17 protein-coding genes and 6 pseudogenes are annotated in these 25,465 nt (G+C 61.2%); 9 read left to right on the plus strand and 14 right to left on the minus strand.

Features of this window, described 5'->3' with window-relative positions; all coding sequences use genetic code 11:
• Nucleotides 1-62 precede the first annotated feature (62 nt).
• From cobF to P6U16_RS15285, 5 genes and pseudogenes are all read left to right on the plus strand, one after another.
• Entirely contained in the window at nt 63-833 is a 771-nt protein-coding gene (gene cobF, locus P6U16_RS15265) for a precorrin-6A synthase (deacetylating) (protein WP_277701262.1), read from the plus strand.
• Nucleotides 834-951: 118 nt separating this feature from the next.
• Nucleotides 952-2,270 (plus strand): annotated as a pseudogene (gene cobG, locus P6U16_RS15270) (precorrin-3B synthase).
• A 2-nt stretch (nt 2,271-2,272) separates the two neighbouring features.
• A complete protein-coding gene (locus P6U16_RS15275; protein ID WP_277701263.1) occupies nt 2,273-2,905 on the plus strand; it encodes a precorrin-8X methylmutase in 633 nt (210 codons plus the stop codon).
• Nucleotides 2,902-3,639 carry a precorrin-2 C(20)-methyltransferase gene (locus P6U16_RS15280; RefSeq protein ID WP_277701264.1) on the plus strand — a complete coding sequence of 246 codons (738 nt, stop codon included), beginning with the start codon at nt 2,902-2,904 and terminating at the stop codon, nt 3,637-3,639. Before P6U16_RS15275 ends, P6U16_RS15280 begins: the two co-directional genes overlap by 4 nt.
• On the plus strand, nt 3,636-4,400 hold the full coding sequence (locus P6U16_RS15285; RefSeq protein ID WP_277701265.1) for a precorrin-3B C(17)-methyltransferase: 765 nt from the start codon (nt 3,636-3,638) through the stop codon (nt 4,398-4,400). Before P6U16_RS15280 ends, P6U16_RS15285 begins: the two co-directional genes overlap by 4 nt.
• Here the strand turns inward: P6U16_RS15285 and P6U16_RS15290 are convergent.
• Nucleotides 4,364-5,132, minus strand: a pseudogene (locus P6U16_RS15290) (cobalt-precorrin-6A reductase). The gene P6U16_RS15285 and the pseudogene P6U16_RS15290 sit on opposite strands and share 37 nt — an antisense overlap.
• Here P6U16_RS15290 and cbiE point away from each other — a divergent pair.
• A complete protein-coding gene (gene cbiE / locus P6U16_RS15295) occupies nt 5,131-6,372 on the plus strand; it encodes a precorrin-6y C5,15-methyltransferase (decarboxylating) subunit CbiE (RefSeq protein ID WP_277701266.1) in 1,242 nt (413 codons plus the stop codon). The pseudogene P6U16_RS15290 and the gene cbiE overlap by 2 nt on opposite strands.
• Before the next feature lie 22 nt (nt 6,373-6,394).
• Nucleotides 6,395-7,158: pseudogene (gene cobM, locus P6U16_RS15300) on the plus strand (precorrin-4 C(11)-methyltransferase).
• Here the strand turns inward: cobM and mnhG are convergent.
• From mnhG to P6U16_RS15330, 6 genes and pseudogenes are all read right to left on the minus strand, one after another.
• Nucleotides 7,155-7,535 carry a monovalent cation/H(+) antiporter subunit G gene (gene mnhG, locus P6U16_RS15305; protein ID WP_277701267.1) on the minus strand — a complete coding sequence of 127 codons (381 nt, stop codon included), beginning with the start codon at nt 7,533-7,535 and terminating at the stop codon, nt 7,155-7,157. The pseudogene cobM and the gene mnhG overlap by 4 nt on opposite strands.
• On the minus strand, nt 7,532-7,813 hold the full coding sequence (locus tag P6U16_RS15310) for a K+/H+ antiporter subunit F (protein WP_277701268.1): 282 nt from the start codon (nt 7,811-7,813) through the stop codon (nt 7,532-7,534). Before P6U16_RS15310 ends, mnhG begins: the two co-directional genes overlap by 4 nt.
• The gene (locus P6U16_RS15315) at nt 7,810-8,298 is read right to left on the minus strand and encodes a Na+/H+ antiporter subunit E (RefSeq protein WP_277701269.1); all 489 of its coding nucleotides are present in this window, start codon (nt 8,296-8,298) and stop codon (nt 7,810-7,812) included. The genes P6U16_RS15310 and P6U16_RS15315 overlap by 4 nt, the downstream gene beginning before the upstream one ends.
• Nucleotides 8,299-8,302: 4 nt before the next feature.
• Nucleotides 8,303-9,928, minus strand: coding sequence for a monovalent cation/H+ antiporter subunit D (locus P6U16_RS15320; protein ID WP_277701270.1), 1,626 nt, complete (start codon nt 9,926-9,928; stop codon nt 8,303-8,305).
• A 4-nt stretch (nt 9,929-9,932) separates the two neighbouring features.
• Nucleotides 9,933-10,268: a Na+/H+ antiporter subunit C gene (locus P6U16_RS15325; RefSeq protein ID WP_060503055.1), complete on the minus strand. Its 336-nt coding sequence runs from the start codon at nt 10,266-10,268 to the stop codon at nt 9,933-9,935.
• Nucleotides 10,268-13,194, minus strand: a pseudogene (locus P6U16_RS15330) (monovalent cation/H+ antiporter subunit A). Before P6U16_RS15330 ends, P6U16_RS15325 begins: the two are co-directional and overlap by 1 nt.
• Nucleotides 13,195-13,719: 525 nt before the next feature.
• Between P6U16_RS15330 and P6U16_RS15335 the strand changes: the two are divergent.
• Nucleotides 13,720-14,139, plus strand: coding sequence for a DUF3830 family protein (locus P6U16_RS15335; protein WP_277701271.1), 420 nt, complete (start codon nt 13,720-13,722; stop codon nt 14,137-14,139).
• Between the two features lie 44 nt (nt 14,140-14,183).
• On the opposite strand, the pseudogene P6U16_RS15340 reads toward P6U16_RS15335, so the two are convergent.
• From P6U16_RS15340 to P6U16_RS28390, 7 genes and pseudogenes are all read right to left on the minus strand, one after another.
• Nucleotides 14,184-15,598, minus strand: a pseudogene (locus P6U16_RS15340) (efflux transporter outer membrane subunit).
• Between the two features lie 911 nt (nt 15,599-16,509).
• Complete coding sequence (locus P6U16_RS15345; RefSeq protein ID WP_277701272.1) at nt 16,510-19,179, minus strand: EAL domain-containing protein; 2,670 nt, start codon at nt 19,177-19,179, stop codon at nt 16,510-16,512.
• 149 nt (nt 19,180-19,328) lie between these two features.
• Nucleotides 19,329-20,954, minus strand: a complete 1,626-nt coding sequence (locus P6U16_RS15350) for a cisplatin damage response ATP-dependent DNA ligase (protein WP_277703863.1) — start codon at nt 20,952-20,954, stop codon at nt 19,329-19,331.
• The gene (locus tag P6U16_RS15355; RefSeq protein WP_277703864.1) at nt 20,954-21,964 is read right to left on the minus strand and encodes a ligase-associated DNA damage response exonuclease; all 1,011 of its coding nucleotides are present in this window, start codon (nt 21,962-21,964) and stop codon (nt 20,954-20,956) included. The genes P6U16_RS15350 and P6U16_RS15355 overlap by 1 nt, the downstream gene beginning before the upstream one ends.
• A 70-nt stretch (nt 21,965-22,034) precedes the next feature.
• Nucleotides 22,035-22,988 (minus strand): nucleoside hydrolase, encoded by a 954-nt coding sequence (locus P6U16_RS15360; protein WP_277701273.1) that lies wholly within the window; start codon nt 22,986-22,988, stop codon nt 22,035-22,037.
• Between the two features lie 91 nt (nt 22,989-23,079).
• Nucleotides 23,080-23,523: an FAD-binding oxidoreductase gene (locus P6U16_RS15365; protein WP_277701274.1), complete on the minus strand. Its 444-nt coding sequence runs from the start codon at nt 23,521-23,523 to the stop codon at nt 23,080-23,082.
• A 729-nt stretch (nt 23,524-24,252) separates the two neighbouring features.
• A pseudogene (locus P6U16_RS28390) lies at nt 24,253-24,314 on the minus strand (hypothetical protein); the annotation flags it as partial.
• A 288-nt stretch (nt 24,315-24,602) separates the two neighbouring features.
• On the opposite strand from P6U16_RS28390, the gene P6U16_RS15375 reads away from it, so the two are divergent.
• A complete protein-coding gene (locus P6U16_RS15375) occupies nt 24,603-25,442 on the plus strand; it encodes a hypothetical protein (RefSeq protein WP_277701275.1) in 840 nt (279 codons plus the stop codon).
• The last annotated feature ends 23 nt before the right edge of the window (nt 25,443-25,465 follow it).

Genomic DNA, 25,465 nt, shown 5'->3' on the forward strand with positions numbered 1-25,465 from the left:
GGAGCTTGCATCCCGCTGATCGATCCGTCAAAGACGCTCCTTGAAAGAGCAGGTATGGGCGCATGAGACAGATACTGATCGTCGGCATCGGGGCCGGCAATCCCGAACATATGACGATGCAGGCGATCAATGCGCTGAACCGCGCCGATGTCCTGTTCATCCCGACCAAGGGCGAGGCGAAGTCGCAGCTTGCCGACATCAGGCGTGATATCTGCGACCGCTACGTCACCCGCGCCGATGGTCGCGTGGCGGAATTCGCCGTACCGGTACGCCAGACTGTTGGGCGCTCCTACGACCAGAGCGTCGATGCCTGGCATGCGGCGATCGCGCAATCCTATGAGCACTTGCTGATCGAGGAACTGAAGCCCGACGAGACGGGCGCATTCCTAGTCTGGGGCGACCCCATGCTGTATGACAGCACAATCCGCATCATCGAACGGGTGCGGGCGCTGGACACGGTCGCGTTCGACTATTCCGTCATTCCCGGCATCACCAGCGTTCAGGCACTGACGGCCAGCCACCGCATACCCCTCAATCTTGTCGGAAAGCCGGTGCAGATCACCACGGGCCGGCGTCTGGCCGAGAGTTTTCCGGGGCTTGCCGAAACCGCTGTGGTGATGCTGGACGGCGAGCAGGCGTTCATGACAATCGACGATCCTGATGCCTTCATCTATTGGGGGGCCTATCTCGGCACGCCGCAGGAAATCATCCTTTCGGGGCGGGTGGTCGAGGTTCGGGACGAGATCCTGAAGATCCGTGCCGAGGCCCGGGACCGGCATGGCTGGATCATGGATGTCTATCTGCTACGCAAGGGCGTCGATTTCGGCGCATAGTCGCATGTGGCCGACGCATGTTGGCCCGCGTGTCACAATCCTGTAAGGACGGCGGATGGAACGGAAAGCTGTGCATCTGGCAATGACGGAACAAGCGACAGGCTACGACGGCGCCGACATGCGGCGTGGCGCCTGTCCGACGCTGGCCGCGCCGATGCAGACCGGCGACGGTCTTCTGGTGCGTCTTCGTCCGGTTCGTCCGGGTTTTGCCCTTCCGGAGATAGTCGCGCTTGCGAAGGCCGCCCGTCGCTTCGGCAACGGCATCCTTGAGGTGACGGCCCGCGGCAATCTGCAGATCCGTGGCCTCACCTTCGAGACGGTGTCCTCTCTTACCGCCGCCATCGCCGATGCGGAGATCAGGATTACCGAAGGGGTCGCCATCGAGACACCGCCGCTTGCCGGCATCGATCCGACCGAGTTTGCCGATCCGTTGACGCTGGCTGCCGAATTGCGCGCTGCGATCACGGCGCATCGGCCAGCGCTTGTCCTTGCTCCAAAACTCTCGATCATCATCGACGGCGGCGGTCGCCTCCATATGGGTGAAACGAGCGCCGACATACGGCTGCGCGCGGTTGGGGTTGGTGCCGCCCTGTCCTGGCTTCTGAGCCTTGCCGGGACGGAACGAACGGCCAAGCGGGTTGCCATGCTTGCGCCTGATGCCGTCATCCCCGCCGTCTTGAATGTGCTTTCCGAACTCGCACGCCTCGGCGGCAATGTGCGGGGACGGGACCTGGATGCGGAGATGCTGGCCCGTTCGATCGGCTCCGGAACGATTTTTGACGAGGTCGCATTCCCGGATGCGGCCCCGCTGGCAACAGGCGTCCATGGTTGCGGCAGCAGGGGTCCGGTGCTCGGCCTTGGGCTTGCTTTCGGTCAGACGGATGCCGAAAGCCTGATCGCACTTGTCGCAGAGTTGGAACGGCTCGGCGCCGATGAAATCCGGCTGGCGCCGGGGCATGCCTTGCTCGTTCCGGGCCTGAAGGGCGAGGAAATCGCGCAGGCACAGGCGCATGCTCTGGCCTTTGGTTTCCGGATTTCGCCTGACGATCCCGGCAATCATATTGCTGTGTGCGCCGGAACGGGGCCTGCCGTTCGGCGCTTCTCGACACGAAGGCTGTTGCAAGGTTGTTCATCGACGAGGCACCGGACCTGCTCGATGGGTCCTTGTCCGTGCATCTTTCCGGCTGTGCCAAGGGCTGTGCAAAACCTTCGGCCGAGACACTGACCATGCTGGGTGCGCCATTAGGCTATGGGCTTGTCGTAAATGGCCCTGCGTCCGCCGTCCCCAACGCCTACATCGAACAAAAGACCATAAAAACCGCAATCGGGCATCTCGGCGCCCTGGTGCGGCAGAACAAACAGGCTGGCGAATCGGCTCTATCCTGCCTTACACGGCTTGGACCGGATGCGACCATCGCAGCGCTGCAACAGGGATAGAGATGCCAGACTACGATTACATCCGGGATGGCGACGCCATCTACGAGCGTTCCTTTGCCATCATCCGCAGCGAAGCCGATCTGTCGCGGTTCTCCGAGGAGGAGGCCGATCTGGCCGTTCGCATGGTGCATGCCTGCGGTCTGGTCGAGGCGGCCCGGCAATTCGAATTCTCGCCTGACTTTGTTGCCGCCGCCCGCACGGCGTTGCAGAACGGCGCGCCTATTCTCTGCGATGCCTTCATGGTGGTGCATGGTGTTACCCGAGCGCGCCTCCCAGCCGGCAATGAGGTGATCTGCACTTTGCGCGAACCGGAAACCGTGGCGATCGCCAAGGAGATCGGCAACACGCGCTCCGCCGCAGCGCTCAAGCTCTGGGGCGATCGCATGGCCGGTGCTGTCGTTGCCATCGGCAATGCGCCGACTGCCCTCTTCTACCTGCTCGAATTGCTACGGGACGGGGCACCGAAGCCGGCGGCGATCATCGGCATGCCGGTGGGCTTCGTCGGGGCAGCGGAATCCAAGGATGCGCTGGCCGAACATTCCTATGGCGTGCCCTATGCGATCGTGCGCGGGCGGCTGGGCGGCAGCGCCATGACGGCGGCGGCGATCAATTCGCTGGCGAGGCCTGGCCTGTGAGCGCGGCGGGTGTTGGAAGGTTGATCGGTGTCGGCACCGGCCCTGGCGATCCCGAGCTGTTGACGGTCAAGGCCGTCAAAGCGCTGGCGGCTGCCGACGTGCTGGCTTATTTCGCCAAGGAAGGTCGGCGCGGCAATGGCCGCACGATCGTCGACGGCATGCTGAAAGCCGACCTTATCGAACTGCCGCTGTACTATCCGGTCACGACCGAGATCGACAAGGATCACGACGACTACAAGAGCCAGATCACCGGCTTCTATGATGCCTCGGCCGCAGCCGTCGCAGCGCATCTGGAGGCCGGGCGAACGGTCGCCATTTTGAGCGAAGGCGATCCCTTGTTCTACGGCTCCTACATGCACCTGCATGTGCGTCTCGCCGGGCGTTTTCCGACGGAGGTCATTCCCGGCATCACGGCAATGTCCGGCTGCTGGTCGATGGCCGGGCTGCCGATTGTCCAGGGCGATGATGTTCTGTCGGTGCTGCCGGGTACCATGGCCGAGGCTGAACTTTGCCGCCGGCTGGGCGATACCGAAGCGGCCGTGATCATGAAAGTCGGCCGCAATCTCCCAAAGATCCGCCGCGCGCTTGAGGCGTCCGGCAAGCTTTCGCAGGCGCTCTATGTCGAGCGTGGCACGATGACGACCTCAGCCATGATCCCGCTTGCGGAAAAGACCGACGATGTCGCGCCGTATTTTTCGCTGGTGCTGGTCGCCGGATGGAAGGGCAAGCCATGAGGGGAACGCTCTATGTCGTCGGCACCGGCCCCGGTGGTCCGCAGCAGATGACGCCTGAAGCGCTGGATGCCGTTTCGAAAGCCACCGAGTTCTTCGGCTACGGTCCCTATCTCGATCGCCTGTCTCTGCGGCCGGACCAGACCCGCATCGCGTCTGACAACCGCGAGGAACTCGATCGTGCGCAGGCTGCACTGGCGCGTTCTGCATCCGGCGTTGACGTCTGCGTCGTCTCGGGCGGTGATCCTGGTGTCTTCGCCATGGCCGCGGCCGTCTGCGAGGCGATTGATGCCGGCCCGCCGGAATGGCGGGATCTCGATCTGGTCGTTACACCCGGCGTCACCGCCATGCTCGCCGTTGCCGCTCGGATCGGCGCGCCGCTCGGCCATGATTTTTGTGCGATTTCGCTGTCGGATAATCTGAAACCATGGGAGGTGATAACCCGCCGTCTGCGGCTGGTTGCCGAGGCCGGATTGGTGATCGCGCTTTATAATCCCATCAGCAAGGCCCGGCCGTGGCAGCTCGGTCAGGCCTTCGATATCCTGCGCACGGTACTGCCGGCATCGACGCCGGTCATTTTCGGTCGCGCGGCCGGACGGCCGGACGAGCGCATGACCGTCATGCCGCTTGCCGAGGCTGATCCGGCGGTGGCCGACATGGCAACCTGCGTCGTCATCGGCTCGGCCCTGACGCGCATCATCGCGCGGCCCGGCAGGCCGGATCTCGTCTATACGCCGCGCTTCATCTCCGGGGAGAGCCAGTGATCGATCCGGTCGAGAGCCTCAGCCAGCGTTCCGACCGACGGCATGTCGGCCGGGTGCTGCCGCTCGACCATCACGACCTCGATGCCGCGGTCTCGGGCAGCGACGATCTTGCTATAGGTGGCCGCCCCACCGCTGTTCTTGGCAACGATGACGTCGATGCGATTATCTTTCAGAAGCCGATATTCGTCGGCAGTCTCGAAGGGACCGCAGGCGAGGATATAACGAACATGCGGCAACTCGAGCGGCGGAGTGACGGGATCGACGCTGCGCACGATATAGTGATGCTGCGGCGCGTTCTCGAACTGGAACGCTTCCTGCCGGCCGATCGCGAGAAACACGTTTCTGGGCTCAGGCCCGAGCGCAGCCACGGCATCCGTCATGGTGAAAACGGACGTCCAGCGATCACCCGCCTGCCGCTCCCATGCGGGGCGTCGCAGGGCAAACGCCCCAATGCCGGCCAGCTTGGCTGCTACGGCGGCATTGGCGGAGATGCGCGCGGCAAGGGGTGCGTGGCGTCGATCAGCAGGTCGAAATGATTGTCCCGAAGAAAGTCGGCCAGCCCCTCGGCTCCGCCAAAGCCGCCACTGCGCGTCGGAACGGGTTGCGCCATGGGTTCGGCGGTGCGGCCGGCCAGCGAAAGCAGCACGGCACAATCGGCGCGGTCTTTCAGCCTGTCCGCCAATTGCCGGGCCTCGGTTGTTCCCCGAGTATCAGAATGCGGTGTCTGCCCATGCGTGATGGTTCCGTGGTTTCCCTTGATCTTCAAGCGCCCTGGCTGACGGTTATCGGCCTGGGAGAAGATGGTCTAGCTGGTCTCGGCGATGCGGCCAAGCGCTGCATCGCATCGGCGACTGTGATCTTCGGCGGCGCCAGGCATCTGGAGCTTGCGGGTCCGTTGATCACAGGCGAGGCCCATGTCTGGGCAAGCCCGTTTGAGCGTTCGATCGATGCGATCCTTTCCCTGCGGGGTTCACCCGTCGTGGTGCTGGCCTCCGGCGATCCGCTGCACTTCGGTGTGGGTGCTACCTTGGCGCGCCGCATCGATCCCGCAGAAATGCGGGTCCTGCCGTTCCCGTCCTCTTTCAGCCTCGCTGCCTCGAAGCTCGGCTGGGCGCTGCAGGAGACGCAGACCGTTTCACTGCACGGGCGCCCCGTCGATCTCATCCGCCCGCTTCTGCACCCGGGTGTGCGGGTGCTTGCACTGACTTCGGATGCACAGGCCCCTGCCGCTCTGGCAAAACTCCTCACGGAGAGCGGGTTCGGTCAGTCAAGGTTTACGGTTCTCGAGGCGCTGGGTGGTTCGAACGAGCGCTTGACGCACCATATCGCCGCGCAATTCTCGCAGGCCGACGTCAATGCCCTGAATGTCTGTGCGGTCGAGGTCGTGGCCGACAAGGGTGCGCGCATTCTGACGCTTGCGGCCGGCCTTGACGACGCGCTGTTCGAGCATGACGGGCAAATCACCAAGCGGGAAATCCGCGCGCTGACGCTGTCCGCGCTTGCGCCGCGGCGTGGCGAATTGCTTTGGGATATCGGTGCCGGATCCGGCTCGATCGCCATCGAATGGATGCTGACTGATCCGTCCATGCGGGCGTTGGCAATCGAGGTTTCAGCCGAGCGCGTCGCGCGGATCGGTCGCAATGCCGCCCGCTTTGGCGTCCCCGGCCTTACGGTCGTTCACGGTGCTGCCCCTGATGCGCTGTCCGGCCTGACGCCGCCCGATGCAATTTTCATCGGCGGCGGCGGCAGTCGCGATGGCATGATGGACGCGGCACGTTCTGTCTTGCGCGAAGGCGGTCGTCTGGTTGCCAATGCGGTGACGACCGAAATGGAAGCGGTGCTTCTGGCGAGCCATGTCCGCTTTGGCGGCACGTTGATCCGCATCGACATTGCAAGGGCATCGCCCGTCGGCTCGATGACCGGCTGGCGTCCGGCGATGCCCGTGACGCAATGGTCGTGGACAAAAGAATAGAAGACGTCTGAGAGGAAATGAAATGACAGTGCATTTTATCGGCGCCGGCCCTGGCGCTGCGGACCTGATCACGGTGCGCGGCCGCGACCTGATCGCCCGTTGCCCGGTCTGCCTCTATGCAGGTTCGATCGTTTCGCCCGACCTTTGCAATATTGCCCACCCGGCACCCGCATCGTCGATACGGCGCCGATGTCGCTTGATGAGATCGAGGCGGAATATGTGAAGGCTGCGGCCGATGGCCATGACGTGGCGCGGCTGCATTCCGGCGATCTCTCCGTCTGGAGCGCAGTTGCCGAGCAGGTCCGCCGACTGGAAAAGCATGGCCTTGATTATACGATGACACCTGGTGTGCCGGCTTTTGCTGCTGCCGCCGCCACGCTCGGCCGCGAGCTGACGATCCCGGCTGTCGCGCAAAGCCTTGTGTTGACCCGCGTTTCCGGCCGCGCGTCGCCAATGCCCAATGCCGAGACCCTTGCAGGCTTCGGCGCCACCGGCTCGACACTTGCCATCCATCTGGCGATCCACGCGCTGGGGCAGGTCGTCACGGAACTGACGCCGCTCTATGGCGCGGATTGCCCCGTCGCCATCGTCGTCAAGGCATCCTGGCCGGACGAGCGCGTCGTGCGCGGTACGTTGGCCGATATCGAGGCCAAGGTTGCGGCCGATCCGATCGAACGCACGGCGCTGATCTTCGTCGGCAAGACCCTTGGAGCTACCGATTTTCGAGAGAGTGCGCTCTACGATGCTGCCTATCAGCGTCGCTTCCGCGGCCGTGACGGCCTTTAGTCAGGGTCAGTTCCGGTCGGAGTCGGTACGGGTTTTTCCTTGAGTGGCACGTCGTGTGTGCCCTCGATCCGGTCGCGATAGAGAGCTGATTGCCCCAGAAGCATCAGCGTCACTGGCGTTGTCAGGATGATGAAGACGACGATCAGGACTTCGTGAAAGATCCAGCGATTTTGCAGGACGGCAAAGCAGAGCATCGATGCAAGGGAAATGAGAACGACGCCGGCGCTGGCGCCAAGGGTCGGCGCATGAAGCCTGCTGTAGAAGTTGTTCAGCCTGAGCAGGCCGATCGATCCGATCAGCGTGATGATCGATCCGACAAGCAAAAGGATGCAGACGGGGATTGCGGCCCAGAGCGGCAGGTCTGTGAGGTGGCTCATTCGATCACCTCACCGCGCATCAGGAATTTGGCGAAAGCGATCGAAGACACGAATCCGAGCAGCGCAATGATCAGCGCGGCCTCGAAATAGATCGTGTTGGCCGTGCGCATGCCGAAAGTGAGCAGCAGCAACATGGCGTTGATATAGAGCGCATCAAGGCCGAGTATGCGGTCCTGCGCGCGCGGGCCCCGCACCATGCGGAACAGAGCGCAGGCCATCGCGAGGCCAAGGATGACCTGAGAGAGCAGGATCGACCAGATGATGAAGAGTTCGGTCATTCGAATAGCTCCTTCAACGGCGCCTCGTAGCGCGTTCTGATCAACTCTGCCCAGGCAGTCCCGTTTTCGATATCGAGCACATGGAGCAACAACACCTGCGTCTGGCTGTCGAATTCAAGCCAGGCTGAACCGGGGGTCGCGGTCAGAATGCAGGCCAAAATGGCCAGAGCGTTCTCGTCGCGCAGCGTAAGGTGGATCGGCACGAAGCCGGAATTCACAGGACGGTTCCTGCGGCGCAGGATGACGCCCATCACCATGATATTGGATTTGGCCACATCGATGACGACGGTTGCCATCAACCGACCGACCAGCCAGGCTTTTTTCATATGGGTCTTGGTCGGCCTAAGATTGACCATCAGCCACGCATGCGAAATGCCGAGCGCGGCTCCGAGAAGAATCTGTGCCGGCGAAAGCGACTGGTTGATCAACAGCCAGAAGAGCATGAGAGCAAAGGATAACAGCGGGTAGGGGAACCAGTAGCGCATCGCGTCAAACGCCTCCCGCCGGGGCGACGCGTGGCGCGGTAAGCACCCGGTCGGTATAGTTTTTCGGATTGGCCAGCGACTTTGCCGCCGCATCCATATAGCGCATGGCTGGGCCTGCCTGCAGGCTGAGGAAAACGGTCGCGAGAAGCAGCAGGAGCACGGGCGTGATCTCGATCAGGAATACCCGCGGGATCGTGCCTTCGATCGATGTCCAGAAGGTTCGGATGCCGATGCGGTTCATCGCGATCATCGCTGCCAGGCCCGACAGAATGAGCAGGGCGACGTAGATCCATTGCCCGGCGCCGATCGGCATGTTGCCGCCGAAACCGTCTTCGTTGAAAAGTTCGTGCAGGATGGCGAATTTGGCCAGAAAGCCTGATAGCGGCGGTAGGCCCGACATCAGGATGGCGCAGGTGCAAAAACAAAGGCCGAGCACGGCAAGCGTGCCCGGCACGGCAACGCCAACTTCCTTTTCATCCTCGTCCTCATCAAGATCGCCATAGGCCTCCATCGTTACCGCCAGAACGTCGGCACCGGCATCGCGACCGCGCTCGACGAGTTCGATCAGCAGGAAGAAGGCACAGATCGTCAGCGTCGAACTCACCACATAGAAGAGTGCCCCGCCGATGACCGCGCTGTTGCCGAGGCCGATTGCCGCCAAGAGCGTGCCGGAGGATACCAGAACGCTGTAACCGGCAATGCGGCCCATGGCCTGCGAAGCGAGAACCCCGACGGCGCCGAAGCCAATGGTCAGCAGACCGCCGTAGAGCAGGAGGGTCTGGCCGAAACCGGCCGACATGCCGGCCTCGTCTCCAAACAGCAGCATTGACAGGCGCAGGATGACATAGAACCCGACCTTGGTGAGGATGGCGAACATGGCTGCAACGGGCGGCGTTGCGGCGGAATAGGCGGTTGGCAACCAGAATCCGAGCGGCCACATGCCGGCCTTAACGAGAAAGGCGATGCCGAGCAGAGCGGCGCCTGCTTCCATCAGCATGCGGCTTTCCGGTCCGAGCGTCATTATGCGAACTGCAAGATCGGCCATGTTCAGCGTGCCGGTCGCGCCGTAGATCAGGCTGACGCCAATGAGGAACAGCGAGGATGCGGCGAGATTGACGGCGATGTAATGCAGCCCTGCCTTGACGCGCAGCGGGCCGGAGCCATGCAGCAAAAGGCCGTAGGAGGCGGCCAGCATCATCTCGAAGAAGACGAAGAGATTGAAGAGATCGCCCGTCAGGAAGGCGCCGTTGAGACCGGCCAGCAGAAGCTGGAACAGCGAGTGGAAATGATAGCCGGCCGTATGCCACCGCGCCATCGCATAGACCTGCGCAGCCAGCCCCAGCACGGCGCTCAGCGCCAGCATAAGCGCGGACAGTCGGTCGAGAACCAGAACGATGCCGAATGGCGCCGGCCAGTTGCCGAGCATATAGACAAAGGCACTGTCCGCCGCATCCTGGGAGGACGCCGCAAGGGTCACGAGAATGATGGCCGCAAAGAAAAGCACCACCGTCGAGGCAAAACTCAGGACGCCTTTCAGGGTCCGGTTCCGGTCGTCGATCGGGATCAGTGCCGCGGCGGTCGCCATCGGCAACAGGATCGGCAGGATGATCAGGTGGTTTGCCCAGTTCATTCCGTCACTCCCTGCCATCCACATGGTCGGTGCCGGTGAAGCCGCGCGAGGCGAGCAGGACGACGAGGAACAGGGCGGTCATGGCAAAGCCGATGACGATCGCGGTCAGGACAAGCGCTTGCGGTATCGGGTCTGTATGGGTCAGCAACCCGCCGACGCCGCCCGGCTCGAGTACGGGCGGGGCGTTTACGCGCAGGCGGCCCATGCCGAAAATGAACAGATTGACGGCGTAGGAGAGGAGCGAAAGGCCGATGATGACCTGATAGGTGCGCGGCCGGAAAAGCAACCAGACCCCGGATGCGGTGAGTACGCCGATACCGGCCGAGAGAACGAGTTCCATTACGCGGTCTCCTTTGCAGCGGCGCGGGCTGCCTTGATTTGCGTGCGCGGCGCGCGCACGGACTGGTGGGCAAGCGCGATCAGGATCAGCACGGTGGCGCCGAGAACGAGCGAGAAGACGCCGAGATCGAACAGGATCGCGGTTGCCAGCGGGATTTTGCCAAGGATGGGCAGGCCGGCATATTGCGAATACGAGGTCAGGAACGGATAGCCGAACGCCCAGGAACCGAGCCCCGTCGCCATCGCGACAAGCAGGCCGATGCTCATCCAGCGCAGAGGATGGATGCGCAGCCGCTCCTCGACCCAGCGCGTGCCGCCGGCCATATACTGCAAAATAAAGGCGATCGACATGGCGATGCCGGCTGCAAAGCCGCCGCCGGGAAGATCATGGCCGCGGAAGAACAGGAATGCCGTCAGCATACCGATGACAGGAAACATCCAGCGCATGATGACGGACGGCACCAGCAGATATTCCGCGATGCTGTCGCCCTTCTTGCGGTCGGGGTGGTCGTCGTCGAAGGCGTTCTGGATGCGCTGTTGTTCGGGTTTTTCGAGGCTTTCGGTGGCCGGCCGGAACCGGCGTAGCAGCGAGAACACAGTCAGGGCGACAATGCACAGCACCGCGATCTCACCGAACGTGTCGAAGCCGCGGAAATCGACGAGGATCACATTGACGACGTTCGTGCCGCCACCCTCGCTATAGGCGCGCTCAAGGAAGTAGCTGGAGATCGTGTCGGGCACGTTGCGCGTCATCACCGTATAGGAGATGAGCATCATGCCAACCCCGCAGGCCAGCGCCAGAGCCAGGTCTCGCAAACGTCTGAGCCGCACGGTGAAGTTCATGAGTTCCGGATCGTTCGGATCCTCGATCCGCTTTGGCAGCCAGCGCAGGCCAAGCAGGATCAGGACGGTGGTGACGATCTCGACCAAAAGCTGAGTGACGGCAAGATCAGGTGCGGACAGCCAGACGAAGGTGAGGCAGGTGACGAGCCCGGCACCACCAAGCAGCACGAGTGCAGCCAGCCGGTGGAATTTCGCCTGATACGCGGCACCAACCGCGCATACCATCCCGATGATCCAAAGCAGGGCGAAGGCGGGATCAATGCTGCGAAGTGCGATTGCCGCAGGTTTGAACCCTTGAAAGAGAAGAGGGATAGTGCCGGCGACGAAGGCGACGAATACGAGAATGCGCATTTGTTGCTGTAGCCGGCGCGAACTTGCAGTACGTTCCAGCCAGCGGGCCCATTTCCACGAAAGAGCAACCAGTACGCGTTCGAAGATGCGCTGCCCTTTCAGCCGCCGGAAGAAGGGTGGGCCTTCGACGCTGGTGGCAAGATAGGTTTTCATCAGCAGAAACAGCACCACCCCACCGATCAGTGCGACAAGGCTCATGGCAAGCGGCAGGTTCCAGCCGTGCCAGACCGCGAGGCTGTAGACCGGGGTGGCCTCGCCAAGCACCGATTGCACGGCGGTGTGCAGAAATGGGCCGATGGTGAATGTCGGTATGACGCCGACGACAAGGCAGGCAAGAACCAGGAATTCGATCGGTGCGCGCATCCAGTGCGGCGGCTCGTGGGGTATTTTCGGCATGTCGGTCGGCGGCGGCCCGAAGAAGACGCTGTGAATGAACCGCAGCGAATAGGTGACGGCGAACATGCTGGCCAGCGTCGCGACATAAGGCGTGATCGTATCAAGGACGTTGTACTTATGCGTCTCGATCGCCTCGGCGAAGAACATTTCCTTCGAGAGGAAACCGTTGAGCAACGGTACGCCGGCCATGGCGGCGCTGGCGACCATGGCGAGCGTCGCGGTGAACGGCATGTACCGGAAAAGCCCGCTCAGCCTGCGCATGTCGCGCGTGCCGGTTTCATGGTCGATAATGCCGGCCGCCATGAAAAGCGAGGCCTTGAAAGTCGCATGGTTCATCGTATGGAAGATCGCCGCGACGGCTGCAAGCGGGCTTCCGAGGCTGAGAAGCACGGTGATCAGGCCGAGATGGCTGATTGTGGAGTATGCCAGAAGGCCTTTCAGGTCCTGCTGGAAGATCGCGAAATAGGCACCGAGCAGCAGTGTCGTCAGGCCGGCACAGCCGACGATCCAGAACCAGGCGTCGGTTCCGGCCATCACCGGCCAGAGCCGGATCAGCAGAAACACGCCCGCTTTCACCAGAGTTGCTGAGTGCAGATAGGCCGAGACCGGGGTTGGCGCCGCCATGGCGTGCGGCAGCCAGAAGTGGAAGGAAACTGCGCGCTCTTTGTCAGCGCGCCGAGCAGGATCAGGATGAGCACGGTGGTGTAGAGCGGATGCTCGCGGATGACGTTTCCGGACGACAGCACGGCGTCGAGGTCATAGCTGCCGACGATATGGCCCATGAGCATCAGGCCGACGAACATGCATAAGCCACCCGTGCCGGTGACGGTCAGCGCCATGCGCGCGCCATCGCGGGCATGGCCGTTGTGGTGCCAGTAGCCGATCAGCAGGAAGGAGACGATGCTGGTCAGTTCCCAGAACATTGCCAGTTGGATGATGTTGCCTGACAGCACGATCCCCAGCATGGCGCCCATGAAGGCGAGAAACAGCGAGAAAAACCGCGGCACCGGATCGCTGGCGGACATGTAGTAGCGGGCGTAGACGACGACGAGTAGACCGATAGCCGTGATGATGCCGGCAAACATCCAGGCAAAGCCATCCATGCGGAGCGTGAGGTTCAGGCCGAGTTCCGGCAGCCAGCGCATCTCGTAACGCAGGATGCCGCCCGATGTGACGAAGGGGTAGAGGCTCGCGACCAGCAGAAGGCAGAACAGAGCGACGGCACCTGCGAACCAGGCCGCGGCGGTACTTTTCGTCGACGGGAAAAGGATTGCAGCGAGGCTTCCCGCAAAAGGCGCGAGGGTCAGTATCAGAAGCAATGGTCCAGCGGTCTCTATCTCTCTGTTTCCTCGATCGTTCCGAATGGAAAGGAGCACAAGGGCTCCGCAAAGCTTTGCCCAGCGATGTGGTCGGGACCGGTGCCCGAAGCATGCCGCAAAGCAGCAAAATAAGTATGTGTTTTTATGTCCGGTTTCTCGCTTGCTGCCAACCCGAAGAAGCGAGAAAAGGATTCGACGGCTCGAATTTCCGTGCCGGCGCGCCCGACGCGCGACGGATTGTCCTTAATTGTTGAAAGCACGGTACCCAAAACACCCCGCCGGTTTTGGTTGTGGATAGTCCTTCTGCCGGTCGATCATGCCTGTCGCAGGATTGTGCCGAGTGTCGGTCCGAACTCGCCATTTCGCGTGAGATACTTGAAAACAACGGCGGGTCGGTCTCGATCATCAACCGGCCGGAGAATGGGTTGTTGCAGACCGTGCAGCTTTCCGTCGTCACTGCCGATTGAGCGAGGTGCCGGGCTTCATTTGCCGGTTACCTGCTGTTAGAAGATGCGATCTCAAGCACAAAACGGCGGGACAGGAATGACAGACAATCTTATCGTCAGGGCAGGGCCCTTCACGTTTTTGGCCAGGCTTGAAACGGCTCTGGCGCCAAAAACATGCGCTGCGATCCGCGGTATTCTTCCCTATCGCCAAAAGCTCATTCATGTTCGCTGGAGCGGCGAGGCGATGTGGATTCCGCTCGGCGACGAGGATTTTGGCATCGGCTACGAAAATCACACCAGTTTTCCTGCGCCGGGGCAGATGCTGATTTATCCTGGCGGTATCAGTGAGACGGAGATGCTGCTGGGCTATGGCGCCGTACATTTCAAATCAAAGATGGGGCAACTCGCCGGCAACCATTTCCTGACCATCACATCCAATCTGGAAGATCTGACCAAACTCGGCAAGATGGTCCTATGGGAAGGGGCGCAGCCGATCGAGATCAGCAACGCCCCCTGATGTCTTGCCGGAGCCGCCTGTCTTCAAGCCGGCGGCTCGCTGTTTTACTGGCCGGCAACTTCGACGGCCGAACCACCGCCGACGGCAATGTTCAGCGCGACGTAATTGGCGGCAAGGCTGCGGATACCGGCAGCCAGCTGGATGCGGGCGGACGACAGCGAACGCTCGGCATCGAGAACGTCGAGCAGCGACGTCGCGCCACCCTTGTAGCTTTCGCGCGCCAGGCCGAGGGCCTCCTCATAGGAGGAAACGACCTTCCGAAGGGCGGCGACTGTCTCGTAGTTCTTGCGGAGCGAAATCAGCGCATTCTCGACATCTTCGACTGCTCGGAGAACGGTCTGCTTCCAGGCAATGTACTGCTGCTCCGCACCGGACTTTGCAATATCGACATTTGCCTTCAGGGCATTGCCGTTGAAGATCGGCAGGTTGAGGCTCGGTCCAAACGACCATGCCGCCGCGCCACCACGGACAGCATTGGTTATCGTGCGCGACGCGTCGATCGTGCCGCTGAGCGTTATGCTGGGGTAGAGCTGCGATTCGGCAACGCCAATCTGTGCCGTTGCCGCGGCCAAGAGCCGCTCGGCGCGGCGTATATCGGGACGGTTGCGGATCAGGTCGGCGGGAATGCCGATCTTCGTGTTGTAGCGTGGCATCGGCTGCGACGACCCACGAATAAGGTCCGCAGTGACCGTCGTTGCGGGAACGCCAAGCAGCGTTGCGATGTGGTTGGCGGCGACATGGAAGCCGGTTTCATAGGCCGGCAATTCCGCTAGCGTCTGGTTGACCAGACCTTCGGACTGGACGACGTCCAGATTGGAAGCGGCGCCGGCGGCCTTGATGTCGTTGGTGAGTTTCAGCGTTTCGCGCCGTGAGGTCAGGCTCTTGCGCGCCAGCGCCAGAGCTTCCTGATTGTAGCGGGCATCGATATAGGAGCTTGTCAGATCGGACAGATAGGCAAGCCGCGCGACGTTCACGTCGTCATAGGCCGCATCCAGCGAGGCGTTTGCCGATTCCTTGGCGCGGCGATACTGGCCGAAGAAGTCCAGCAGCCAGGATGCGTCGAGACCCGCTGCAAGCTGCGTCGATTCGCTGTGGTCGTTGCCCGTGCTGCGGCGCGCAAACGAACCATCCGAGCCTTGCGTGGATGCGGACGCACCGCCATTGAGCTGCGGCAGCCCACCGGCGCCGGCCGCGACGACGTTGGCACGCGCCTCGACGATACGCTCCATCGACGCCTTGACGTCAAGGTTTTCGGCCAGGCCCTGCGCGACGAGGCTGTTCAGTTTCTTGTCGCGGAAAGCCTGCCACCAGGGGAAAGTGTCACATCATCGGCTGCATGGGTGCTGCCGGCGGAGAATTTCCCCGGCAGGGCTGCGTCTGGAGACTGGTAGTTCGGGCCGACGACGCAACCGGAAAGGAGGAGAAGGCTCAAGGGAAAGAGCACGTTAGCTATTTTCATCTGGTATCCCCATCCGGCACGTCATGATCCGGCTTACTATTCAATTTTAATCGATCTTTAACAGTTTTCCGCGCATTGTGAGCGCCGTCGATGTCAAAGTATGCGGGGACGAAACTGTCCCCAGAAATCTCTCGCAGCCTGCTGCTAACCCCAGCGGGGTGAAACGCCAGGCAACGCCGATTGGCATTGATGGGCGCGTCCCCAGATGCGCATCTTAGTCTTCATGCGCCATCGGGCAAGGGCCTGAATGCGTCGCACCCGAGCGGCGACTCCATATATGATGGTCCCTCAGTGAATGCAATCGTGCCAGCCCCTGTATTTGCACAGCGATCCATTTGGCTTTGAGCAATCGGATTGTTGTTCGTTAAGTTGCGACGCTCGCTGATTTGGTTTTGCCGCCTACGGCCAATTTATCCAACCTGTCGAGTCGCATCTCGGTCTTTGCGCCGGAATTCCGCCGGATTCCTGGGGATTGAGAGCGGAAATCCATGAGTGCACCTCAAAAAATGATCCCAAACCTCCAACTGCAAAGAGGTCCTATGAAGACCTCCTTCGGCCGCTGGAGACGATCCGGAAAGCCTCAAGGAAGGCGCATGCGTAGGGGAAAACAGACCCGGGGAACCCCTGTCGCTCGCGTAAAAAAGTAACGGTGGTGCAATTTGGTCGCAGGTCGCATCCTGCTGGAATTGGCTGCCGGGCCTGTCGCCGGAGCAGGAAGAAAATGCCATGTTTTGCTTCAAAAATCTGACAGGCCAGGACGGTAGGCCGAGATGGAAAACTGTTCGGAACCAATTTGATACGAGATTTTGGCAATAGAGGCTTTGATTTCGCCCCTTGGGAGCAGCCCTGTCCGCTGCCAGTGGTTCCCTACAGTTCGAATCAGTAGCGGCTGCGAGCGACGCAATTGATTTTCAGGCGGCCATCCATTTCCGTTCACGGGCGAAGTTGGCGAGGTCGTTGGCGCTCATCGGGCGGGCAAAGGCATAACCCTGCAGACCGTAGCAGCCAAGTTCGCGCAATGCCGTGGCGTGCTCCATAGTCTCGACGCCTTCCGCAATGACATCGATGCCAAGCGATGTGCCGATGTCGATGATCGAGGCAACGAGCTGACGTTGTTTGGGAGAAGTGAGAATCGGAATGATCAGCTGGCGATCGATCTTCAGGCGGCGCGGGGTCAGCTTCAGGAGGCTGACGATGGAGGCGTAACCCGTGCCGAAATCATCGATCTCAATATCGATACCGAAATTCTTGATCCGCTCGATGTTGGAGAGAACAGTGTAATCGCTCTCGTCGAAAGAGATTGATTCCAGCAGCTCGAATGCCAGTCGTCCGGTCGGTATGGTAAGCTGCGACAAGCGTTCTATCAGGTTTTCGTCATGCAGCCGCTGGTAGGATAGATTGACCGAGATCTTGGGTATGTATATGCCGGACGCCTCCCAACGATGCAACTGGAACAACGCCTGCTCGAGAATGCGCTGGTCGATGTCGGCAATGACGTTGATGTCCTCAGCGGTTTTCAGAAACGCATAGGGCGCAAGCAGGCCCTTTGTCGGATGGTCCCATCGGGCCAAGGCCTCGACACCGATGATGTCAAGCGATACCGGGCAGAACTGCGGCTGGAAATAGGCCACGAATTCGTTCTGTTCGAGCCCACGCAGGATTTCGTCCGCCGTCTGTTTGGATTTGATGACGGCTGTCTTCAGCGAATGGGTGAAAACCTCGTAGCGGTTGCGGCCGCGGCGTTTGGCTTCGTAGAGAGCGATATCGGCATTGACCAGAACCTGGGTCAGTTCTTCGTCGGTCCCCGTCTGGTGCGCTATTCCGATGCTGACGCCGATGCGACACTCCTGTTCCTTGTAGCGGATCGGCAGGCTCATCTCCTCGATTATCCGGCTCGCCATGGCAGTGTCGCTGTTCTCCGCCCGGCCGGTTTTCGAAATGATCACAAACTCGTCGCCGCCGATCCGGCCAACGAAATCGCTGTCCCTCGTATTCGCACGTAATACCTGGGCTGCATGCCGCAGGATTTCGTCCCCGGCGGCATGACCCAGCGTGTCGTTGATTTCCTTGAACCGGTCGAGATCGACATGGAAGATGCTGACAAAGTCGGCGCCTCCCGTCTGAACGCTCATCTCCGCGAGGATCTGATCGAGATAGCGGCGGTTGGGCAAGGTCGTCAGCGGGTCGTGAAGGGCATTGAACTCCATACGATGTCGCGCCGATTCGAGTTCCGCGCTGTGCGCCTCTGCCTGCGTCTTGGCGTTTTCCAGAATAGCGTTGGTCTCGACGTCCCGGGTGACATCCCAGTTAACGCCCACGATCTTCTGATGGCCGCCGGCACCGAAATACTTCGAACCAATTGCACGGATGTAACGGACACTGCCATCCGTGAGGACGATGCGGAATTGGGAAACATAGCTTTCTGCCCCGGCCAAGGCATCGTTGAATTCGGCCTCGGCCTGTTGCAGATCGTCGGGATGCAGCGCTTTCTTCCAGTCATGATAGGTACCCTCCAGATGCCGGCCGCCGTAAAGCTCCTTCATCCGGTCGTCCCAGAAGAGCGTGCCGTTTTCGATGTCGAGCTCCCAGATCCCGATTTGTGATGTATCGAGCGCGATCTTCAAGCGGTAGGAGAGTTCCAGCAGGCTTTCCTTGTTTTGTTTCAGAACCTCGATATTGCCCTGGCGTTCCTCCATCAGCCGGCCGGTAATGAACATGGGAACAAGAATGAACAGGCCCGCTACCACGACAAGGAGGCGCAATTGCCATGTGTTTGGCGGCTCAAGCTGCCAGCCGCCTTTCGGAATGGCCAGGATTTGCCAGCTTCCGGCTGGGAGGTAAATGTTTCTCTCGACCGGATCCGATGTCCTGACGGCCGGTGCTCCATAAAACTGAGGGCCATCCTTACCCAGCCCGTCGCGCCCGACGATGGCAATATCGATGGTGTCGGCGACCGTGAGCAGCCCGCTTTCTTTGTAAAGCAAAGGGACATCAATGACAGCCGATACGATCCCCCAGAAGTTGTTGGAGGACCCACGGCCGGAAATGAACAGCGGGAACCGACCGATGAGGCCTTCGCCGCCTTGAACCAGCTTGAGCGGGCCTGCAAGAACCATGGTGGCGGTTTCCTTCACGCGAAGAGCCGCAGCGCGTTGATCGTCGTTCTTGCGATAGTCGAGTCCGATGGCTTTTCTATTTGCCTCCACCGGATAAACCATTGAAATGACGAGATTGGGCGCGGCCGCAATGCTTCGCAGATGCGATTTTTCATTGAACAGGTTTCTGGCCAATTCGACGAACCGGTTCTGATCCATCCCGGGTTCGGTTGAGATTGTGGCTATCAGTCCCCGCACCAACTGGATATCGCCATTGATGTTCGCCTCGAGCTTGGCTCGGATGGGATTAAGCTCGGCTGCCACAGCTTCCCGCTCTTTAGCCTTGTAGACAACCCAGTTCTGATGTTCTGCAAATGCACCGGCGGCAATCACGATGAAAAAGGCAAGAATGGTCGGCAGGTAGTTCAGGCTGAACCAGCGCGCCGCCTTTGGTTTTCCCGGACTGTTCACTTGGCCTGAATGCACGATACCACCACATTGCTGTCCTGCCGGACCTGTCTCGTGGGATAGTCGCAAAATCATCTTAATAAGATGTGCGAAGCGATCCGCACAGCTTTAGGTGCAATCCCTTGTGGCGAAAGATGCCTATCCGCGCGATGACAGGTTCATCGGGTTCAGACCGGCTTACCTCCGTCGATCATGGCGATCAGTGTTTCCAGCCTGTCGGCATCGCGCGGCAGCTTGTCGAGGCGCAGCCGGGAAATCCTCGGAAACCGCATGGCGACGCCGGATTTGTGGCGGCCGGACCGGTTGATTCCTTCGAAAGCGACTTCGACGACGAAGCCGAAATCGGCTTCCGCCCGGACGGACCGGACTGGGCCGAAGCGTTCGATCGTGTTGTTGCGCACAAAGCGGTCAAGCACTTCCAGCTCCGCGTCGGTGAAGCCGAAATAGGCCTTGCCGACGGGCACCAGCATGTCCTTGCCGTCGCCCTCGGTCCACACGCCGAAGGTGAAGTCGGAATAGTAGCTTGAGCGTTTGCCGTGCCCCCGTTGCGCATACATCAGCACCGCATCGATATTGTAGGGATTGCGCTTCCATTTGAACCACGGGCCTTTGGCGCGACCGGAGGTATAGGGCGAATCCAGCCTCTTCAGCATGATGCCCTCGATCACAGGATCGGGCGGATCGCTGCGCAGCCGGTCGAGTTCCTCCCAACTGGAAAACGGTACGAGCGGCGAAAGGTCGAAATGGGCTGGCGATGCCGCCTCCACAAGATTTGCCAATTTCTGGCGACGGGCAAGATAGCTGTCGGCGCGAATATCCGTTGCTCCGGAAAACAGAAGATCGTATCCGCGGACGAAGGCCGGGTAGTCCTCCAGCATCTTGCTGCTGACGGTTTTGCGGTTCAGCCGCTGCTGCAGGTCGGAGAAGGTGCGGGTTGCGCGGTTGGTCCTGGATGTTCCGCCGACCAGAAGCTCGCCATCGATGACGCCTTCGAAATCCGCGGATTCAAGAATGTCCGGAAAGGCCCCGGAAATATCGTCGCCGCTGCGGGAATAGAGCCGTCTCGTGCCGCCGAGATTGGCCAGTTGCACGCGGATGCCGTCCCACTTCCATTCGGCGGCAAAGTCGGCCGGATCGAGGCCTGCAAGATCATTGTCGCCGACCGGCGTTGCCAGCATGACCGCATGGAATACTGCGGGTGTCGTCAGCGCCGGTTTTTCCGACTTGCCTTCCAGCCACTGGAAGAGCTGCGTGTAGGGTGGCGAAAGGCCGTGCCAGAGGGTCTCGACATCGGCGATCTCCCGACCGCCGACATCGGCCACGGCCTGTTTCGCCAGCCGCGCTGAAACGCCGATGCGCAGCCCTCCGGTTACGAGCTTCAGGAAGGCGTAACGGCTCGAACTGTCCATCTGGTCGAGAAGACTGCGGACCAGCCCTCTGACTTCGGAGCGACCCACGGATTGAAGCCGGTGGATTATGCCACCCAATGACAGGTCGTATTCCGGCGATCTCGCATCCGCCGCCGGTTCCCAGACCAGCGAAATCGTCTCGGCAAGATCGCCGACATAGTCATAGGAATAGCGGAAGAGGACCTCGTCCATCCGCTCCATCACGAGTTCGCGCAGGATGGCAGGCTTCACTGCCTTCAAGTCCAGCGTCCCGGCAATGGCGGCGAGCGCGTAGCCGCGGTCCGGGTCCGGCGTCGCCTTGAAGTAATCGGTGAGGAGCCTGATCTTGGCGTTGCGCTGCGGGGTGAGGACCAGTCGGTCGAGCAGTTCGGCAAAGGCGCGCATCATTCGCCCTCGTCGTCATAGCCGACAAGATGCAGCGGCCGGGCGTCGATGCCCTGCAACTCGCACCAGCGCACCAGTGCTTCCTCGCGTCCATGCGTAACCCAAACTTGAGAGGGCGCGATTTCCCGGATCGTCTGGGTCAGTTCGGCCCAGTCGCAATGGTCCGAGACGATCATCGGCAGTTCGACGCCGCGCTGTTTGGCGCGCTGGCGCACAAGCATCCAGCCGGAGGCGAAGATCGACACGGGATCGGGGAAGCGCCGCGCCCATTTGTCGGCAAAGGCAGACGGCGGCCCGATGACCACCGCTCCGGCAAAAGCCTGCCGGTCCTGTCCGGCGATCGTCGCAGGACGGAGATCGCCAAGGTCGTATCCTTGCGTTCGGTAATAATCGCAGAGTTTCACAAGCGCGCCATGGATATAGATCGGCGCATCATGGCCCGCCTCGCGCAAAAGCGCGATGACGCGTTGCGCCTTGCCGAGCGCATAGGCGCCGACGAGATGGGCACGTTCGGGAAACTGTCGAAGCGAGGTCAGCAGCTTTGCGATCTCATGGCGGTCGTCGGGATGGTGGAAGACGGGCAGACCAAAGGTTGCCTCGGTGATGAAGACGTCGCAGGAGACCGGTTCGAACGGCAGGCAGGTAGGGTCGCGACGGCGCTTGTAGTCGCCGGAGACGACGATCCGGGTTCCCTGCGCCTCGACTGCGATCTGGGCCGAGCCCAGAACATGGCCTGCGGGATGAAAGCTGACCGTTGCGCCATTGATTGTAAGCCGCTCACCGAGGCTCGCCACTTGCTCGCTCTCGCAGAAATCCTCGCCGTAGCGAATGCGCATGATGTCCAGAGTCTCGCGGGTGGCAAGCACATGGGTGTGGCCGGAGCGGGCATGGTCGGCATGGCCATGGGTGATCAGGGCCCGCTCGACCGGCTGGACCGGATCGACATAAAACTGACCGACCTCGCAGAAGAGGCCCTTCGGGGTGGGAAAAAGCAGCGTATCCGGTTTCATGGACGGGAAGATAGCTGGCAAACCCGAGCCTGCCAGCCGTGCGCTCCGATTTATTATTGCCCGGCCCCGCTCAGGCGGGACGGCCGATCGTCTCGGCGATCAGGGCCAGAACGGCATCGGCATCGACGCCGGTGCAGACATTCTGGCTTGGCAGTTCATCCCATGGGCTTGTCGGGAAGGAGCGGCTGTCCGGCTTCTGGATGGTCTGTCCATCGGCGATCCCACCGCAGACGACCCGGATCGCGCCGCTTCGCGTTTCAAACAGGTGCGGCGCCACGACGTAGACGCAGGCGCAGCTGTCATGCACGACCATGCCGTCATCGACATGCTGCTCGTAAAACTCGATGTAGAACTGCGAGATTTTCGCCAGAAGCGTGGCGCGCTCGCCGCCGGCCGCGGCAATATCGGCCATCAGCTTGCGGGTCATCACCGTCTTTGTCGTCACGTCGAGACCAACCACCGTTACCGGCCAGGGAGCGGTCATCGCAACGTCGGCAGCATCAGGATCTCCGTGGATATTGGCTTCTGCGGCGGGGGTGATATTGCCGGGCACATCAAAGGCGCCGCCCATGATCACCACATCCTTGACCAGCACGGCGATATCAGGATCTTCGCGCAGCGCCAGCGCCAGATTGGTCATGCGCCCCACGGCGACGATCGTCACTTCGCCGGGATGAGCGCGCACGGTCTCGATGATGAAGCGGTGCGCCGGGCGCGGGTCAAGATCGACATCGATGCTGTCGGGAACGCCGATATTGCCCAGACCGTCATCGCCGTGAATTCCAGTTGGCCAATCCACGTGCGGGCGCGAGGGGTCGAGCGTTTCGCCAAGCCCCTTGGCAACGGGTGCATCGATGTTCCAGGTCTTCTTCAGATAGAGCGCATTGCGCGTCGTCGTCTCGATCGAGGCATTGCCGAAAACCGTCGTGATGCCGATCAGGTCGATGTCGGGATGCTGATGCAGGAAAAGCAGCGCCATTGCATCATCAATGCCGGGATCGGTGTCGAAAATTACCTTATGCATCGCGTTGTCTTCTCGTTTTGGGTCTCACCAGAGTTGCTGGCGGCTATGGAAACAAGGCGAGATTGAAAGTCAATCTTCGCCGTCTGCAATATTATTGAAATCGCTCGATGCCGAAGGGCGCAAGATCGGCCGTATCCCCGCCGGACAGCAACCGGGTCACGGCCCTTGCGGTCACCGCCGAAAGGGTAAGGCCCAAATGCCCGTGGCCGAAGGCCATGGCAATGCGGGGATCCCGCGGGCTAAGCCCGATCACCGGCACCGAGTCGGGCGTCGAGGGACGCCGGCCCATCCATTCGGTACCACCGCTCTCGGGCAGGGAAGGCACATAACGGCGCATCTTGTTGCGCATCGCCGCGGCCCGGGCAAAATTGGCGGGGGCTTCCGGGCGGGCCAGTTCCACGGCGCCGCCGATCCGCAAGGCATTGCGCATCGGGGTCGCGACAAAGCCATGCTCTGCGAAGAAAACCGGCACTTCGAGTTTAACCTGCGGGTCGGCGAAGGTGGTGTTGTAGCCGCGTTCCGTCTCGAGCAGCACCTTGAGCCCCACCCCCGGACCAGGCCGCGCGACCAGACCCCCGCAGCGATGACGACCTTGTCGAACATCTCGCGCTCTTTTGCTATGGTGGTCAGCCCGACGCCGTCGGCGGCCGATTGCACGGCCTCTACTGTCGCATCCACAAGACGTCCACGCTGGCGAATGTGGTTCTGGAGTTGCCGCAGCAGGGCTAGCGGATCGGCAAATGTCTGGTAGCCGTGGGAAAAAACGCCGCCGGCAAACTTGCCTTCAAGCGCCGGGACACGCGCGCGCGCCTGCGCGGCATCGAGTTTCTCCACGGCATAGCCGAGAAGCCCTGCATTGCCCTGTTCGTGGCGAAAGGCGGCTTCAACGGCGCCCGGGCTGTCGAAGATCGTCAGCGCCCCGGTCGGCGCCATATGGCCGGAAAGACCAGCCATTGTCGCGAGAGCCTGATGCTCGGCCAGCGCCGAGCGCATCAGGCCAAGCAGCGCGAGGCGCGATGCCGAGACGCGGGAGGGTGCCGCAGCCTTCAGGAAAGCAATCATCCAGGGCATGAGGGCTATCAGATCCTGCCAGCGCAAAGTCAGTGGCCCGAGCGGATCCAGCAGCCATTTCGGCGCCTGCAGGATCATGTCCGGTCGCGCGAGCGGATCAATCTCGGGAACGGCGAGAATTCCGGCATTGCCGACCGAGGCGGGCAGGCCCCCGGCATCTTTTTCAAAGACTGTGACGTCGTGACCTTGTTCGATGAGATAGACGGCGGTAGCGCACCCGATGATGCCTCCGCCAGCAATGCCAATACGCGCCATGATGCAGGAAATGTCCTTCGGCAAAAGGGAAAGTGGTTGGTTTGGTTTTAGCAATGTCGCCGCCGCGATCAATCGATTTCGCCGCCAATATCCGGCTGCGTCGTTTTGGCATTGCGCCAGGACGGGACATCTTTTCCCTGCAGCGGAACAAGGGCTGCTTCAGCGCTTAAACTTTCCGAAACGTCGATGCCGTAGGTTTGCCGCTTAAGTTATGTATTGGAGCGGAACCGATGGTGGAGCAGCGGGCGTGAAGGCGAAGATCCTCAAGATGCGCTTTCCAAAAAAGTGATGCTCATCCTTTCGGGTGTGCTGCTGCTTGGCGGCGCTTCCGGCGCCTTTGCGCTTTATGCAGCGAAAGGCACGTTCCATGTGGAAACGGCCGAAGAAGCCTCCCTTTCCGGACAGGCCTGCACGACAGTTCAGACCCTGAAACTCCGGCGCAACGGACAGCGCTGGATCCGCAAATATGTGGAAACCGACAGCATCGGCGGCATCGATCGCGTTCGCACGGCGCTGCGGGTGACCGGGGTTCTGGCAAAGCAGGAAAAGGCCGACTTCTACCAGGTGGTCATTCTCGATCATGCCGGCCCGAAAGATCGTGCGCGTTTCCGCGGTGCGGCAATCGGGGCGGAGGTTCTGTTTGCGCCGCAGCCGGAGCAAATCCCCGGCATGATGGCCCCCTTCGTTGCCAAGTACAATGAGGCGGATGCGAATATGGCCGGCCTGTTCCACGGCAAGGAAGTCGTGATGCCGCTGGAGGCTATCAAGGCAACACTGACGGAAATGGACGACAAATCCGACTGTACGGATCTGATCGTGGAAATCGGCGAACCGGGATCGGAAGCCGAACACAAGAGCATGCCCGGAGATGAAGAAGTGGTTGCCGGCCACGAGCCTGCCGGTGAACATGGCGAGGCTGAGGAAAGCGGGCATGGTGAAACGCCCGCTGAGGAGGCGCATGGCGAAGCGACGGCGGCAGACGAAGCGGGTGGCGGCATGTTCGCCTCGATCAAGAAAATGATCTTCGGCTCGGAAGAGGATACTCCTTCACCGGCGCCGGATCATGACGCGGCTGCTCCGGCAGAAGCCGAAGAACACGCGGCGGCCGAAAAAGCCGCCGCCCATTGAGGCTGGCCGGACTTTTGTCCGGG

The sequence above is a fragment of the Rhizobium sp. 32-5/1 genome (assembly GCF_029537235.1).
Classification (GTDB): domain Bacteria; phylum Pseudomonadota; class Alphaproteobacteria; order Rhizobiales; family Rhizobiaceae; genus Pararhizobium.